18 protein-coding genes are annotated in these 14,850 nt (G+C 33.5%); 1 reads left to right on the top strand and 17 read right to left on the bottom strand.

Annotation, left to right across the window (positions count from 1 at the left end; all coding sequences use genetic code 11):
- Window positions 1-71: 71 nt before the first annotated feature.
- Window positions 72-254, bottom strand: coding sequence for a hypothetical protein (locus B0A80_RS15400; protein WP_089077827.1), 183 nt, complete (start codon window positions 252-254; stop codon window positions 72-74).
- 320 nt (window positions 255-574) lie between these two features.
- Here B0A80_RS15400 and B0A80_RS15395 point away from each other — a divergent pair, with 320 nt between their 5' ends.
- A complete protein-coding gene (locus tag B0A80_RS15395) occupies window positions 575-2,110 on the top strand; it encodes a YifB family Mg chelatase-like AAA ATPase (protein WP_089077826.1) in 1,536 nt (511 codons plus the stop codon).
- Window positions 2,111-2,158: 48 nt separating this feature from the next.
- Here B0A80_RS15395 and B0A80_RS15390 read toward each other — a convergent pair whose 3' ends face one another.
- From B0A80_RS15390 to lysA, 16 genes are all read right to left on the bottom strand, one after another.
- On the bottom strand, window positions 2,159-2,527 hold the full coding sequence (locus tag B0A80_RS15390; protein WP_089077825.1) for a nuclear transport factor 2 family protein: 369 nt from the start codon (window positions 2,525-2,527) through the stop codon (window positions 2,159-2,161).
- Window positions 2,528-2,588: 61 nt separating this feature from the next.
- Window positions 2,589-3,275: a GNAT family N-acetyltransferase gene (locus B0A80_RS15385; protein WP_089077824.1), complete on the bottom strand. Its 687-nt coding sequence runs from the start codon at window positions 3,273-3,275 to the stop codon at window positions 2,589-2,591.
- 42 nt (window positions 3,276-3,317) lie between these two features.
- Window positions 3,318-4,190, bottom strand: a complete 873-nt coding sequence (locus tag B0A80_RS15380) for an alpha/beta hydrolase (protein WP_089077823.1) — start codon at window positions 4,188-4,190, stop codon at window positions 3,318-3,320.
- Window positions 4,191-4,385: 195 nt separating this feature from the next.
- Window positions 4,386-5,621 (bottom strand): outer membrane beta-barrel protein, encoded by a 1,236-nt coding sequence (locus B0A80_RS15375; RefSeq protein ID WP_089077822.1) that lies wholly within the window; start codon window positions 5,619-5,621, stop codon window positions 4,386-4,388.
- Between the two features lie 314 nt (window positions 5,622-5,935).
- On the bottom strand, window positions 5,936-6,532 hold the full coding sequence (locus B0A80_RS15365; protein ID WP_089077820.1) for a rhodanese-like domain-containing protein: 597 nt from the start codon (window positions 6,530-6,532) through the stop codon (window positions 5,936-5,938).
- A 68-nt stretch (window positions 6,533-6,600) separates the two neighbouring features.
- On the bottom strand, window positions 6,601-7,788 hold the full coding sequence (locus B0A80_RS15360) for a hypothetical protein (RefSeq protein WP_070907051.1): 1,188 nt from the start codon (window positions 7,786-7,788) through the stop codon (window positions 6,601-6,603).
- A 111-nt stretch (window positions 7,789-7,899) separates the two neighbouring features.
- On the bottom strand, window positions 7,900-8,454 hold the full coding sequence (locus B0A80_RS15355) for a hypothetical protein (RefSeq protein WP_089077819.1): 555 nt from the start codon (window positions 8,452-8,454) through the stop codon (window positions 7,900-7,902).
- Window positions 8,455-8,547: 93 nt separating this feature from the next.
- The gene (locus B0A80_RS15350) at window positions 8,548-8,907 is read right to left on the bottom strand and encodes a hypothetical protein (RefSeq protein ID WP_089077818.1); all 360 of its coding nucleotides are present in this window, start codon (window positions 8,905-8,907) and stop codon (window positions 8,548-8,550) included.
- Between the two features lie 65 nt (window positions 8,908-8,972).
- On the bottom strand, window positions 8,973-9,356 hold the full coding sequence (locus B0A80_RS15345) for a VOC family protein (protein ID WP_089077817.1): 384 nt from the start codon (window positions 9,354-9,356) through the stop codon (window positions 8,973-8,975).
- Between the two features lie 47 nt (window positions 9,357-9,403).
- A complete protein-coding gene (locus B0A80_RS15340; RefSeq protein WP_089077816.1) occupies window positions 9,404-9,880 on the bottom strand; it encodes a damage-inducible protein DinB in 477 nt (158 codons plus the stop codon).
- 22 nt (window positions 9,881-9,902) lie between these two features.
- Window positions 9,903-10,352, bottom strand: coding sequence for a hypothetical protein (locus B0A80_RS15335; RefSeq protein WP_089077815.1), 450 nt, complete (start codon window positions 10,350-10,352; stop codon window positions 9,903-9,905).
- A 40-nt stretch (window positions 10,353-10,392) separates the two neighbouring features.
- Complete coding sequence (locus tag B0A80_RS15330; RefSeq protein WP_089077814.1) at window positions 10,393-10,728, bottom strand: hypothetical protein; 336 nt, start codon at window positions 10,726-10,728, stop codon at window positions 10,393-10,395.
- Window positions 10,729-10,799: 71 nt separating this feature from the next.
- Entirely contained in the window at window positions 10,800-11,189 is a 390-nt protein-coding gene (locus B0A80_RS15325) for a helix-turn-helix domain-containing protein (RefSeq protein ID WP_089077813.1), read from the bottom strand.
- A gap of 177 nt (window positions 11,190-11,366) precedes the next feature.
- Complete coding sequence (locus tag B0A80_RS15320) at window positions 11,367-12,221, bottom strand: reverse transcriptase family protein (protein ID WP_089077812.1); 855 nt, start codon at window positions 12,219-12,221, stop codon at window positions 11,367-11,369.
- A gap of 14 nt (window positions 12,222-12,235) precedes the next feature.
- A complete protein-coding gene (locus B0A80_RS15315) occupies window positions 12,236-12,526 on the bottom strand; it encodes a helix-turn-helix domain-containing protein (RefSeq protein ID WP_124020575.1) in 291 nt (96 codons plus the stop codon).
- Window positions 12,527-13,539: 1,013 nt separating this feature from the next.
- Complete coding sequence (gene lysA, locus B0A80_RS15305; protein WP_255567764.1) at window positions 13,540-14,832, bottom strand: diaminopimelate decarboxylase; 1,293 nt, start codon at window positions 14,830-14,832, stop codon at window positions 13,540-13,542.
- Between the last annotated feature and the right edge of the window lie 18 nt (window positions 14,833-14,850).

Genomic DNA, 14,850 nt, shown 5'->3' with positions numbered 1-14,850 from the left:
TCATAATGTTTCGGATTTTTATTTATAACGCTAATTTAAGATTTTATGATAAAATCTGATGAAAATATTTATTAGGAATATCTGCCATTCCTCATATCTTCTATAAATTTAATATCACTTTCTATACGAGCTATACGGTTTTGAGATTCAATTAATAAATTCTTGTTTGCATTCCAATTTTGTAAAGCAGTTATTGAAGTTAAGTTTCTCTTTTCTTCCTCTAATAAGTGTTCAAGTTCTTCTAATGTTGTCATTTTTATTGCTTAATTTAATCCTTGACTTTTTAAGGGTTGATAATATTAATGTATAAAATTATGTAAAATAATGAAACAGTTTCATAAAGAAATTAAAACTGTGCAAAAACCAAAATCCAAGAGTAAAGATTCGTAATTCGTGCGTTTATAGAGTAGCTATGCCCACTAACTTTTCTTGTTGCGTTTATGAGTTAGGTTTTCTTCATGATGATTTAATATACTTTAAAATGAATTTAGGCATCATTAATATTATGTAGTAAAATATTTACATTTAATTATTTTTTCATTAGCTTTAAAAAAGAATTAATGAAAGTATAATTATGTTAGTAAAAGTTTATGGAAGTGCCGTTTTTGGAGTAGAAGCAACAACGATTACAGTCGAAGTTCATATGGATAATGGGATTGGTTATCATTTAGTGGGATTGCCGGATAATGCCATAAAGGAAAGCAGTTATCGAATTGCCGCTGCTCTGAAGAATAATGGACTAAATTTTCCCGGTAAGAAAATAACAATTAATATGGCACCGGCTGATTTGCGAAAGGAAGGTTCCGCATACGATTTAACTTTGGCGATGGGGATTTTGGTTGCTTCAGATCAGGTAAAAGCGCCGGAGATTGAAAAATATATTATCATGGGAGAGCTTTCTTTAGACGGTAGTTTACAGCCTATTCGGGGAGCATTGCCAATCGCAATCAAAGCAAAGGAAGAAGGTTATAAAGGTTTCTTCCTGCCTATTCAGAATGTGAAAGAAGCCGCTATAGTGACCGGATTAGACGTTTATGGAGTTCAGAATCTTCAGGATGTTATTGATTTTTTTAATGGGAAAGGAACGCTTGAGCCTACGAGTATTGATACCAGAGCTGAATTTTATAAAAGTTTAGATTTTCCGGAATTTGACTTTTCAGATGTACGCGGACAGGAAAGCATAAAACGTTGTATGGAAATTGCGGCTGCCGGAGGTCATAATATTATTTTAATTGGTCCGCCCGGAGCGGGGAAAACGATGTTGGCTAAACGTGTTCCGAGTATTTTACCGCCAATGACTTTGCGTGAAGCTCTTGAAACGACTAAAATTCATAGTGTTGCCGGAAAATTAAAAGAGGTAGGGTTAATGAATCAGAGACCTTTTAGAAGTCCTCATCATACCATTTCTAATGTTGCCTTGGTTGGAGGAGGAAGTTATCCTCAGCCCGGAGAAATTTCGATGGCTCATAATGGTGTTTTGTTTTTAGACGAATTACCGGAGTTCAAGCGCGATGTTCTTGAAGTGATGCGCCAGCCTCTGGAAGATCGCGAAGTTACCATTTCAAGGGCTAAATTTACAGTAACTTACCCTTCGTCGTTTATGCTTGTGGCGAGTATGAATCCAAGTCCGAGTGGTTTTTTTAATGATCCGAGTATGCCTAATACTTCTTCACCACACGAGATGCAGCGTTATATGAGCAAAATTTCGGGTCCGCTTTTAGACCGGATTGACATTCATATCGAAGTCACACCAGTTCCTTTTGAAAAACTGGCCGATGATCGAAAAGCCGAGAGTAGTGTTGAAATCCGCAAACGCGTTACCGCCGCAAGAGAAATTCAGACTAAACGTTTCGAAACAATTGACAATGTACATTACAATGCACAAATGAGCAGCAAACTTATTCGGGAGTTTTGTATTCTTGACGATCCGTCAAAAGAATTGCTGAAAACCGCTATGGAACGATTGAATCTGTCTGCGAGAGCTTACGACAGAATCCTGAAAGTCGCCCGAACAATCAGTGATTTAGATCATTCCCAAAATATTATTTCGTCACATATTGCCGAAGCCATTCAATACAGAAGTTTGGATCGCGACGGCTGGCTGGGATGATTATCTCAGATTCGGAATGACAAAACTGAGAGAGAATGAGTTGTAAATTTATTCGAATTTTAAACTTGAGTTTTTTGACATTAGGTAGGAGGTGAGTTTTTTAATTTTGCCTTTTTCCATTTCAAAAACATCACAAAATACGGCATCTAATCTATTTCCGTTTTTCATATTTCCCTGTACGGCACCTTCAGCAATAACAATGTCATTTTCTTCAATTAGTTTTATGATTTGAATCGTGGGACTGCCTGTAAAATTGTCGTTTTCAATTTCTTTGTCAAAAGCTTCTTTCCCTACATGCTGATAAATTCCGGGCATTTCCCAAATCACATCATCCGTAAGGCAATCTAAAATCCGTTTATGATCGCTTACTCTAAAAGCTTCCATATATTCGGTTACGGTTTGTTTATTTGCTGTCATGTCTTAAAGGTTATGATGTTAAAAGTGCTTTTGGAACGACTATTTTAGGTGCAAGATAAAGTTACTGTTTTTTAGAAACATTCCAAAAGCTGATTTTCCGTCTCGTTACAAAACCTAGTTTTTCATATAAGCTAATGGCACCAACATTATTTTCGACAACATGTAAAAAAGGAGTTTTACTTTCGTCTAAGATGCTATTGACAACATGCGAAATCAATTGTTTGGCATAACCTTTTCCGGTGTGATCGGGATGCGTGATAATAGCACTCACTTCTGTAAAGTCATTCATTTTCATACGTTCACCTGCGACAGCTATCAATTGGGCTTCTTTAAATATCCCATAATAATTCCCTAATAAAGGAGTTTGGGTTTTAAAATATCCCGGCTGTACCAAATTAACCAGTTGTAATAATTCGGCATTATGATTTTCGGTAAGTTTGAGAATTTCAGTACCAATCGGAAGTTGGATTTTGTCCTGAATAACCATTTGCAGACAAATCAATTCTTTGATGATTGTTAAAGAATCGTCTATTTCAGGTTTTTCACCCACTATAAAAAAAGAATCCGTTAACAACTCATATTGTTTTATGGCCGTTAAAGTACTTTCCGATACTATAAAACTTCCAAACGGACAATAATCCGGATTATAAAATTTAGTACCAGCATAATCAAGGGCTAATTCGGAATGGTTTTCGGATAATGCATACCAAACTGGATTATCTAGTTTATGGTCTTCTTTATTTGTCATTATTTTAAAAATAATTTTTTGGGATCGTACTATATTCGGTTTTTATTCTTTCTCTTTTATAGGATAGAAAAAACGAAATGAATTCGATGCTGCCGGGTGCAGAATCGTACCGTGATTTTCGAGCGGGAAATAATCAAAATATACTCTTATGTTTTTGCTTTTTGAAGCTTTAATTTTTTCAGTTAGTAAATTAGCATCGACTTCCATAACTCTTGGAATTTCTGTTGGCGTAAGTCCTTCTTTACCAACTGCAATGTAAATGTCTGTCTGCGGACTGAAATTTTCCTGAAAAATGGCGCTGTCGAGATTTAGTATGGAACCATTATTCCACCAAATGCTTGGGCTTACAATAACATATTTATTAAAAAGCGTTGGTTTTGTTAGTAGAATTTCAGTTCCCAGTAATCCTCCCAATGATTGCCCCATAAGGGTTTTTGAGTTGTTGGCTTTGTATTTTTTTTCGATAAAAGGTTGTAATTCTTTTTCAATAAAAGCAATGAATTTATCAGAATGACCGGAAGTTGGAAACCTTTTTTGATCTTTTTCGATAGTTGTCGGGAATGTAAAATCTCTTCTTCTGTCGACGGTGGCAATTCCCACAACAATTGATTTAGGAACCTGATTGATCCATTCGAAACTATTAAATTGCACCAGACCGGCGATATGAATAAAATCTTCATCAGCCGAACCGTCTAATAAATAAATTACGGGATATTTTGTTGCCTCTTCGGCTTTGTAACCTTCCGGAAGGTAAATATTCAGAATCCTTTTTTCTCCTAATTCCTTCGATTGAATTTCATCAATAACTCCTAATACAAATGGCTTTGCGATTTCTTTTGGTTTAGTTTTATTGGTTTGGCAAAAGATAAAAGTGGTAGAAAGGAATAAAAAGACAAGGGAAAATAATTTGTTCATTTTTGTGATATTTAGTAGCAATGGGGTAAAATATTATGATGTGAAACAGGTAAATTATATAGAACTAAAATACAAATTTTTGACATTCTAAAATCTTAATTAAGACGAAAAAAACTCAAAAATCGTCTATAAAATAAATCCCTTTCATCAAACAATGAAAGGGATTCGTTAAGTGTTTAATGTTATTGAATTATTTTAGAAAAAGGAATAACCTAGTATGATAGATGCAGTAGTGAATGAAGAGTCCCAGCCAATGTAATCTTTTAGAATAGTTCTGCCAAGTTGGTATCTTAATTCTAGACTGTACTTGTCGCGTAATTTTCCGCCAATTCCTAATACTGCACTATTTCCGGATTTAACATCCAAAGTATTAATTTTCGATCCATCTTTTCTGGTGAATTCTATTTTTGAGTTTAGGCCAAAATCAAATAGTAATGATAATGAAGCATTCGCAAAGATTTTAAAATCATTATTAAGAAAGAAGTAATGTCTGATTCCTATAGGCAGCTCTATTGATTTATAATCTACTTTTGCGTTTACTTCGGAACCTACCAAATTCGAAGTTGATTTTGACTTTTCTCCACTATAGTACTGGTATGAGGGTTCTACAATTATGGCCCATTTATTTTTATTAAAAGGTAAAATAAACTCTGCTTCGACACCCAGACTAAGACTTGTCTTAGAACCAAATTTAACATTGTAAAAATCTATATTCGAATTGTTAATTGATAAAGAACTGCTATTTAATCTTGGTCTTATGGTCAAATTAAACAAATCCTTTTTTTCTTTTGTTTCAAATTCGACAAAGTGAGTATCACTGCACTTGTTATATTTGATGAAAAATTTGAATAGCTGCTTGTAAGTGTAATCCAGATTTTCGTATTCTCTCTGAAGGATATTATCGCATTTTAGATCAATAAAAAGTTGTTCTCTGAAGTAATTATTTTTTGCTATCGAAGAGTTATCATTTACCAGATAAGTTTTGTACACCAACTGTTTTATTTCTGTATTATCCATTTTATAAAAGAAACGGCTCGAGCCTCCTTCTCCATAAGAATAGAGAGATGCTTTTCCTTCAACAAGTACTTTCAGGAATAAAGTTTCTTCTTTAAAAACAGGGTTTTTATCCGTACTCATATTTTCGATGTGTTTTGAGGAACGGTCTATTTTTACTAAAGTTTTGATGTATTTACTTTGTCCAGTGATTGCAAATTCTTTTACAATTTTTAGGTCTGCAATAAGAATGTCTTTACTTTCAGGTAATTGATATCTAAAATTGGTAGGAGTACTTTTCCAATCCAGGTTTTCAATTAAGCAATTTATCTTCTGATTGTTTTGATTGATGAAGTAACCGTTTTCAAAAGCTATTTGAGAGTAGCTGTTCAGGGTTAATATAAAGACAAGCACAAGAAATAAAATTTGTTTTTTCATTAAAATTTAGGCTATTATTTATTATTGGTTTTTAGTAGAATTAAATTTTTTAAATGGCAGTTAGGAATCTTGTTTAGATAAATATTGATTAAGGATGTAGCTACATTTTTTTTGATGGCAAAAGTAAGCTATGAAATCGGCATTATAATACGTGAAACCGTAAGTTCTCTGATTATTGCTCAAAAAAAGCATAGGAACTACTTTGAGATTGTAAATCTGTGTGTTGAAATAAGGGAGACTAATGTGTTTTGGGAATTTTTGGTTCGTAAAGGTAGAGAAAGTTTTTAAAAAAGAATTTGATTATTTAATAAAAGTTACTTCACTTCCGTTCCTTCAAACTTTATTCTGTTGTCATTTACGTGAACCAATTCGTCAAGTTCGTAGATGTTTTTATAGCCGTACCCATAAAGGTTAATATGTGTAGGAATGTTTAAAGCCAGCATAACAGGTTTTCTGTTGGCTAAAATCTGAGACTCGGGAGCACTTTTAGGAAGAGCCATTTTTGAAGCGAAATCTATCGGGTCACCATTAAAATTGTTATTGCAGTAAATCAGTATTCTGGTGTTAGGATCAGGAATTAATTGATGAAGATTTTCTTGCGTAAAATCGGTAAAATCGAGATGAATAGCCCCTTTTAAATGTTTTCGGTTGTAACGAAAATCAGAGCGTGTGTCCAAAATAACAGTATTCTCTTCATGACTCATTTTAAGAAAAAGATCGAGACTCACTAGACGATTTGCTCTTGCTTTTTCGACTTCGGTAACGAGGTTTTTAAAATCATCGTAATCGACTAGTGCTTTTGGATATTGCTGCTGGTTTGTCATTGCGGTAGAGGTTTTGGCCGTTTGAGATTGTGTAACACAGCCTGTGAAACAAAATGATACTAAAAATAGAAGGGTTATCTTTTTCATTTGAAATGAGGTTTATAGTTCAATATGTTTATCAGCCGGACTCTACCGCTTTTAATAAAGCGTTAGATTTATCTCCTGAATTTGTTTCTGACAATAATATCTTTTAATCTCTCTTTTAAGTCTTCTCCTGTGTCAAAAACCATTTGTTCATTGTTTGGAAATGGTACAGCTCGTTTGTTGAAATAACTGATATAATTGTCTTCACACGCACTTCTGTCTCCTTTGTAAGTAGAGTAAATATTCTCAAAAATAAACTCACTGCTTACCGGAAAAGATTGTAGTAACTGATTGGTTTTTAAATCAACATAGTCCACTTTTGCTGTGATCTGGCAGGATTTAAATTGTCTGAATTCGTATACGTTTGCACGGAGCATTCTGTAATTGTCTACTTTTATTTCTCTGCCCAGACTGTCTTTAACCGGTCTTCCTCTGCTGTCGAGAAGCGTTTTGACACCGTCTTTTATCTGTCTTTCTTTAATGAATTCCTTCTCTTTGATTTGCTCTGGCGAAATATTGATCTGCACGAAGTTTACAATCAGGCTATAATCGTAAACGATGCCTTTTTGTCTAAGACTGTGATAAACCGTCCATTTATCGTTTAGTCCGTAGGTTTTAAAATCGAGTAAGTCATCCTGGAGCGGTTTTGGAATGACCATATTGGTTTCGTTTTTAGCATAAACATCCACAAAATCTGTTCCTTTAAACTGTGCATCTTCCATCAGTTTTTTAGTGTTTTTGTAGTTTGGGCTAATGCTTTCCAAATAAGAAAAATCATCGTAGGCTTTTCTAAAATCCAGTTTGTTATTGGATTTTAAAAGGGCAGAAGCATTTTCATATAAATATCTCGTCAATGCAATTTTACTGCTTATGATCTGATTGGTATAATTATCAAACTGGAATGTGGCAGTTCTTCCTTGTTTCAACAGTTGAAGAGGCAATAAAGGCCTGATTTTTTCCTGGCGATTGTTCAACTGCATGTAGGTATTGTAAGTGCGTTCGGCATTTACCGGATTTGCTTCTTTGATCATTAATTCCAGGCTACGTAAATCTCTGTCTTTGGCTTTTGCAAACGCCTCTTCCAGCAAATACACGTAATCTTGTTTTCCTTTAGAATCTTTTTTGGTTCTTAAAGCTTCAACAGCGCGGTCTATAGCTCCATCGTAATTTCCATCGCTTAGCATGGATTGAGTAGTTTTTACACCACAAGACGACAGTGCTAAAAATAATATTGAAAACAGGATTGTAATTTTTTTCATTCTAAAGACCAATTGATTTTAAAGGAGCAAAGATATCTGTTTTTAGATAAACTAGAAGTTGTGATTTTAATTTAAGAAGGTGAAGTTTTTGTAAACTGTTTTATTTCAGATTTATTCCTGCTGAATCCACTCGTATTTTCCATCTTTAAGATAGATAATGCCGCCTCCGCAGCTTTCTTCGGCATGAATAAAGATACCATCATTTGGGAGTTTGATTTTATCTTCTTCTTTTATTTCGTCATCGCCCAAGATTTCTCCCTGATCGTTTACATTGTTCCAGACAACTTCCCCTTTTGGGGCTTTTTCAAATATTCCCGCCCAGTCGATTTCTTCAAAACCCTGATAGAGAATAGTATTTCCCATTCCGAAATAATCTGTTCGGTTTCCGTTTCCGAAAATGATTCGTAAACCGCTTTTATCACTTTTTGTACTTCTTACAATTTCAACCGTTTCATTTTTTCCGTCACCGTCCAGATCGCATACGATTTTATTTGTTTTGTGTTTGGTCGAAATCACAATGGTATCTGAGCTATTTTGTGTTTCTTTTTTCTCAGTGGTTTCAACACTGTTTTTTGCTGGAGTTGAAATTGTTGTGACCTCGGTTTTGGATTCTTTTTTACAAGAGATAAAAACAAAGGCAGAAAGAAGTAGAATTTTAAATTTCATGTTTTTGAGTGAGACTTTTTTGGTAAGATTTGAAATTATCAAAATATAAATGATTGGAAACTTTATTGTAAACGGGTTGTATTTAGAATTTTATTATTTCCTAATTTTCACCTGATATACAATTTCCCAAAAAAGGATTGATAGAATAGCATTGGTGAATATGGCGGTTTTAACTAAATAAGGATCGTATTTGGTCAGCAGATGTAAGTTAGCGAACTGTACAGCCAAAAATAGAGATAAAGCGGCAATTGCAACAGAGCAGATCACATTTAGTACTGGTTTCCACTTTAAACCTAAGAAAGAATAAATAATGTTCAAAATAGCAAAACCACAGCCCAAAGTAATGTAGGGATCTGTTCCTAATTTTTCCCCCAACTGCAGTAAAGGAGAAGTTGCGGTAAGATATAAGAAGAAAAGGATTGCATAAAAAAGAGTTCGTGTTTGAATTTTCATTTTGATGTTTTTTAAATAAAACGGAAAAGAGGTTTTATAGATTTAGATTTGTTCTCAATTTTAAATTATTCCTTTTGGCTCATGTGCAACGCAATTCTGTTTCCTTCACAGTCTTTAAATTCAGCTACCCAGCCAAATTCACCATTTGAGGTTATCGGAAATAAAATCTCAGCACCATTTTTTACGGCCAAATTTATGGTTTCTTCGATATCTTCGGTATTCAAATAAACAAGAGTTCCATCTATCGTAGGCTTGTATATTTCACCTTGGGCTAAAGCTCCCGAAATACCATTGTTGCCTTCGATTAGCGGAAAGAATGCCATTTCATTATCATGAATGCGATCACGTTCAAATTCAAAACCAAAAACCGCCGAATAGAATTGTATGGCTCTTTCGATGTTGGTTACCGGGATTTCAAAATAAACAACGGGGTTTGACTTATTTTTCATTTTGCAGATTGATAGAATTTTTGCTGTAAGCGAAGTTATAGAAAATTTTACTTCAATCGACTGTGTTTTATTTTTTCAATTTGTCGTTTGTGCCGAAGAACATGTACAATGGCATGTTCTGTAAGTTGTTCGATGTCGTACAATTGTCCCCAGCCTGTTTTTATTTTTAAGGAATCGTCATATTGTTCTAATTCAGCGTCTTTAATTTTACTGAAAACATTTTCGGTAAAGAGGAAGACATTGGTTAAATCATTCAGATATTCGACAATGGTGAGATGAAAAATTTTGTCCGGACGCTGCATATTGTGGCCTTTCAGATTATGAATACTGATAGCATAACTATAACCGGAGCTGATAACGTGCGAAAGAATAGCTTGTATGGATTTGCAATCTTCGTTTGTTGCTTTTTCGTCTATAATGTGGGGCAAAACATTATCAGGAATACTTGTAATAACGTTTTTAAGATCTAAAATTGCCTGTTCGTAGATATCAAGCAATGCTCCAACGGCTCCTGGTCTGTTCATTTTTGTATTTGTTGGTTCTTTCTTATTGTAAAATCGCCTCGATCTTAGTCTCTGATTTTTCTTTAAGTGCACTGTTAGGATGAAAATTCCAAATGATCAAAAATTTTCCTTTTGCAAGATATTCTTCCGGATGCTCATCAGATGGCTGACCGTCTTTTCCCCAAAGTAATCCTTGCAGGAATCGATCGCCCTTAAAAGTGTGTTCAAATTCAAAATACATTACAGATCCACGATCCGTTTTGCTTTTAAAATTTTGAATCGATTTACTTTTTAAGGTTCCAACAATGCTAGCGTAGGTTTCAATATCATTATAAAAAGTACAGGCTTGCGGAGTAATACAAATATTACCATCGTTTAAAGTGTAGCCTTTGGGAATTTCTTTTGGTTTTAGTTTTAAATCAGCAAATGTCTGACCGAATAAAGTAGTGGTAAGTAATAAAAATAATACCGACAGGGGAATCGTAATTTTCATGGATTTTTGGGTTTTAATTTATCAAACTAAAATAGTTTTTTTATTTTTTTCTTACTTTAACTTCTTTCTCTTTTTCGTCATAATATAAAAGTTCTTTATTTTTTTCAAACCATGATCTCCACTTTTTTATAGTTTTATCAGGCGGAAATACAGGCATATCAAATGGTTTTTCCATTTTATAAGTAATACCGGTTATATCTATCAAAAACTTTCGAGCTTCGTAAACCATGTTTAAACTTATCGATTCATTTTCGTTTTTAGATAATCTTTCAAATGATTCGAGGTTTTCCAGAAAGATTGCTTGAGCATTTTGTGCATCTACTTTGCTTGAATAAGAAAGCAGAATCATAAATAAAACAAAGGTTAGTTTTTTCATAGGTTAGTTTATAAAAAAAGCACAAACTCTACTGATATTTGTGCTTTTGTGAAATTTATATTTTTGAGTAATTATTTTCCTTTATATAATTTTTCTAAATACTCATTTTTGTCTTTTTCAGCCTGAACCAAACGCTCGTAAAGCTCCACCACTTTATCAAGAGGATTGAAATTACAAGAATTATTAGTTATAAAGCTACCAGTAACAGATTCGTGAAAAGTATTGAAGTAATTGATAACATTCTCTTCCGAAAAATTCTCAATAGCTTCAACGGTAACACCAAGTACTTTTGCAATTTCTGCAAGTTTTGCGGCTTCAATCGTTTCACTCGCCTCTAAATTAGAAACAGATTGCTGACTTACGCCAATTGCAACCGCAAGTGCTTCTTGTTTCATACCTTTAAGCTCTCTTATTCGGCTGATATTTCTGCCAATGTGTTTAGGTTTTGTTGTTGTGCTCATACTTCAAAGGTATTTAATTTTTCTTAAGTAAAAATAGGGCTTTTCTTGTGAATTTTAATGTTTGATTTTCAAATTCCATCTTAATTCTATCAAAATTTTGCTTTTGGATTTACTTGGTTTGTATTCACGAGCAAGATGTTCACGTTAGCAGTTTTTTATTATAAAAATTATTGGTAATCAATTATTTGCTTTTTGTTTGCTTATTTTTTTTACATATTTGATGCGATCCATATGGCCTTTTCTCGAAGCATCAGTTTTATTTGGGTCAATTGCGGAAGAAAATGTATGTGGTAATGGAGAAATTCCATTGTTTTTAATATGGATACCAGTAACCTTAGGATTATGAGTACAGTAATGTGTTTTTGAAAAATTTATTTTCAATCCCCTGCTTCTTAATTCTTCTATTATATTTAAAGTCTTATCCTTGAAATCAATTGGATTTGAAAATGTAATATCATCAACATAGATGGATAGTTTAAATCTTTGAGAGATATATTTTTCGAATATATCTCCACAACTATGATAAACCACTAATGCTGCTAAAAATGATGATGTAGGACAGCCTTGAGGAATAGCACCTTCTTTTGTACAAATGCGAGTAATTAATCTTGCTACATCAGGATAAAAGCCTTCTTTTCGAAGTGCTTTTTCTACACTTGAAAAATGAACAGATGGATAAAAATCCTTTAAATCAGTTAGGAAGAAGAATTTATTTCCCTGGTGATGACGTGCATTTAATACAGCATCTTTATTTTTTAATCCTCCAAAAAAATATTTGGGAAGAATAAGTTTGTATAGTACATTATGCAATAACAATGATTGTATATGCTTTAATTTTTTAATCGGTGCGTTAATAGGTCTAGTTAAAGCAATACCATTTTCATATCTTGGCAATCCTTTTTCATCTGTTTTAGGTTCGTCCCAATTTCTGTAAAATTTACTATCCTCAATATCTAATTCAGCTACTAGTTGAGTCAAATCGTTTTTGTTAACTTTTAAGGCATATGCTAAATCTTTGATTCGAGTCTTCATATTAATTTTTAAATTTATGAAATAAAAACATCGCTAATTAAACCTTTAATAGATGGCTCAAGCATTTTAAATGCTTCTCTTTTAGATTCAGCAATATCATCTTGGTCTAATGAAAAAAAGACTAAAACAGGCATTGGTATAGAAAGCGCATTGGCAATTTGCTTTAAGATATTTAGTGTCGGTTCTTTTTTTCCTTTTTCTATTGAAGAAAGATATGACTGTGATAAGCCACATTTGACAGCAAAATCGGTTTGTTTAAAACCTTTCTGCTGTCTTAAGTTTTTAATGGCGTTACCTATATTCATAGTAATAAAATAAAGTTTTAAAAAAAAAATGAGAAGCGCGGAATTAGAATAATCCTGTAAAATCGTCAATTCCGAAGAATTTCAAAAATCTTAGGAGTAAAGATATTGTCTGTATTGCCTGATTTGGACTAATGCCCTTTGGGCTTTTTGACGCCTTTTCTAACTCTAAAAGAATATTTTCTAGTAAAGTTTTATCTTCTTCCGAGAACGTGTACCCGTCCTTTGTTAATAATGACCTAACTCCTTCTTGAAGTTGATCAACTCTTTGTTTGTGTTTTTGCATCTTTGTAAAGTATTACTATTATATGAGCAGCACTATTGCTACCTGCTTAATCAGCTATGTGAACCCATATAGGATACTGTCCTAAAAACACTTCTCAATTTTCCTGCTTAAAAAAAATAAAATCTCATATATCTAATCTAACCTCTCTAATAGCGTCTTTGTCTAATAACTATTAAGTTAATAGGGGTTTGAACTAATTGACGTTTAGCCGAATAGGGTTTTCTGATATCAGCGGATCTGGTTTTAAGCAATTTTCTAAGGGGATGATTTCTGTTCGAACATCAATACGCGTAAAGGCGCTTTGGGTTCAACGGTTCTCTTTCCTTTAGAATAACCCATAATGGGTGGAGGGGGAATCCCTCTTCAATAGCTTTTATAAAAAAGCTCTTGGGTTCACTACACAAACATTTCAAAGAACTACAGTGCAAATATAATAAAATATTTCTAATAGGAATAAAAAGCATGTAAAAAAGTTGTTTTTTTTTCTGTGGGAAATAAGAATAAGGATTTTGTACTTTGTTATTTGTTTAAAATAATACTGTATAAGGGAAATGCAGATAATATATTTTATGGATTAAAATGGTAAAGATAAAAACTTTGATATACCTCGATTTAACTCTGTATAGCCAAAAAAGAAAAAATAAATCTATCTAAGAAGTCTAAAAATCCAATAAAAAATCCCGCCTCAATGAAGAAACGGGATACAATAGATATTCTCTTTTTTTTTATTTTAAACTGTTGCAGCAACTTCTTGTGGCAACGGGATTTGATTTTTAAGTAAATCTTCGAAAGTTTCGTGAGCACGAATCAGGATTCCCTGACCGTTCATCCATAAAACTTCGGCTGGTTTGTATCTTGAATTGTAGTTCGAAGACATCGAGAAACAATAAGCTCCTGCATTTCTGAACGCTAAGATGTCACCTTCTGTAATCTCTGAAATTCTGCGGTTGTTGGCAAAAGTATCCGTTTCGCAGATGTAACCAACTACCGAGTAAAAACGCTCTTTTCCTTTTGGATTGGAGATGTTTTCAATATGGTGCTGTGAACCGTAAAACATCGGACGGATTAAGTGATTGAAACCACTGTCAACCCCTGCGAAAACTGTCGAAGTGGTTTGTTTTACTACGTTTACTTTGGCTAAGAAGAAACCAGCTTCGCTCACCAGGAATTTTCCGGGCTCGAAAATCAAAGTTAAATCTCTACCGTATTCTGTGCAGAAAGAGTTGAATCTTTTAGATAATTTTTTACCTAATTCTTCAATATCCGTTTCGATATCGTCTTTTTTGTAAGGTACTTTGAATCCGCTTCCGAAATCTAAGAATTGTAATTCTTTGAAATGTTTAGCCGTATCAAATAAGATTTCAGCTGCATACAAGAATACTTCGATATCTAAAATATCTGATCCTGTGTGCATGTGAATCCCGACAATATGCATTTTTGTATTTTCAACAATTCGTAAAATATGCGGTATCTGGTGAACAGAGATTCCGAATTTACTATCGATATGTCCAACAGAAATATTAGCATTTCCACCCGCCATTACGTGTGGATTGATACGAATACATACCGGTATATTAGGATGTTTGGTTCCGAATTGCTCTAAAATAGATAAATTGTCGATATTGATCTGTACACCCATTGCGGCTACTTCTTCGATTTCTTCTAAAGAAACTCCGTTTGGTGTAAAGAAAATTTTGTCAGGATCATAGCCGGCATGAAGTCCTAATTGAACTTCCTGAATAGATACAGTATCCAGGCCAGACCCCATGTTCTTTAATAGCTGAAGAATGGCAACGTTAGACAATGCCTTCATGGCATAATTAACTCTTAAGTTTTCTACCTTAGAGAAAGCTTTAGTTAACCTGTTGTACTGAGATTGGATTTTTTCGGCATCATATACATATAATGGACTTCCAAATTGGTCTGCTAACTGCAGTAAATCTTTTGCTTGCATCTGTAAACTATTTTCAGCAAACTTATTACTCTTTTGCCGATTGACAAATTTTAAATTGAAAAATAACAAATTGTAACAAATTGTTAT

It is taken from the genome of Flavobacterium tructae (assembly GCF_002217475.1).
Classification (GTDB): domain Bacteria; phylum Bacteroidota; class Bacteroidia; order Flavobacteriales; family Flavobacteriaceae; genus Flavobacterium; species Flavobacterium tructae.
This window is presented reverse-complemented; position numbering and strand designations above follow the sequence as displayed.

Excerpts from the sequence above, each read along its gene's own strand:
- B0A80_RS15400 (WP_089077827.1), bottom strand. The coding sequence starts at position 254 with ATGACAACATTAGAAGAACTTGAACACTTATTAGAGGAAGAAAAGAGA.
- B0A80_RS15395 (WP_089077826.1), top strand. The coding sequence starts at position 575 with ATGTTAGTAAAAGTTTATGGAAGTGCCGTTTTTGGAGTAGAAGCAACA.
- B0A80_RS15390 (WP_089077825.1), bottom strand. The coding sequence starts at position 2,527 with ATGACAGCAAATAAACAAACCGTAACCGAATATATGGAAGCTTTTAGA.
- B0A80_RS15385 (WP_089077824.1), bottom strand. The coding sequence starts at position 3,275 with ATGACAAATAAAGAAGACCATAAACTAGATAATCCAGTTTGGTATGCA.
- B0A80_RS15380 (WP_089077823.1), bottom strand. The coding sequence starts at position 4,190 with ATGAACAAATTATTTTCCCTTGTCTTTTTATTCCTTTCTACCACTTTT.
- B0A80_RS15375 (WP_089077822.1), bottom strand. The coding sequence starts at position 5,621 with ATGAAAAAACAAATTTTATTTCTTGTGCTTGTCTTTATATTAACCCTG.
- B0A80_RS15365 (WP_089077820.1), bottom strand. The coding sequence starts at position 6,532 with ATGAAAAAGATAACCCTTCTATTTTTAGTATCATTTTGTTTCACAGGC.
- B0A80_RS15360 (WP_070907051.1), bottom strand. The coding sequence starts at position 7,788 with ATGAAAAAAATTACAATCCTGTTTTCAATATTATTTTTAGCACTGTCG.
- B0A80_RS15355 (WP_089077819.1), bottom strand. The coding sequence starts at position 8,454 with ATGAAATTTAAAATTCTACTTCTTTCTGCCTTTGTTTTTATCTCTTGT.
- B0A80_RS15350 (WP_089077818.1), bottom strand. The coding sequence starts at position 8,907 with ATGAAAATTCAAACACGAACTCTTTTTTATGCAATCCTTTTCTTCTTA.
- B0A80_RS15345 (WP_089077817.1), bottom strand. The coding sequence starts at position 9,356 with ATGAAAAATAAGTCAAACCCCGTTGTTTATTTTGAAATCCCGGTAACC.
- B0A80_RS15340 (WP_089077816.1), bottom strand. The coding sequence starts at position 9,880 with ATGAACAGACCAGGAGCCGTTGGAGCATTGCTTGATATCTACGAACAG.
- B0A80_RS15335 (WP_089077815.1), bottom strand. The coding sequence starts at position 10,352 with ATGAAAATTACGATTCCCCTGTCGGTATTATTTTTATTACTTACCACT.
- B0A80_RS15330 (WP_089077814.1), bottom strand. The coding sequence starts at position 10,728 with ATGAAAAAACTAACCTTTGTTTTATTTATGATTCTGCTTTCTTATTCA.
- B0A80_RS15325 (WP_089077813.1), bottom strand. The coding sequence starts at position 11,189 with ATGAGCACAACAACAAAACCTAAACACATTGGCAGAAATATCAGCCGA.
- B0A80_RS15320 (WP_089077812.1), bottom strand. The coding sequence starts at position 12,221 with ATGAAGACTCGAATCAAAGATTTAGCATATGCCTTAAAAGTTAACAAA.
- B0A80_RS15315 (WP_124020575.1), bottom strand. The coding sequence starts at position 12,526 with ATGAATATAGGTAACGCCATTAAAAACTTAAGACAGCAGAAAGGTTTT.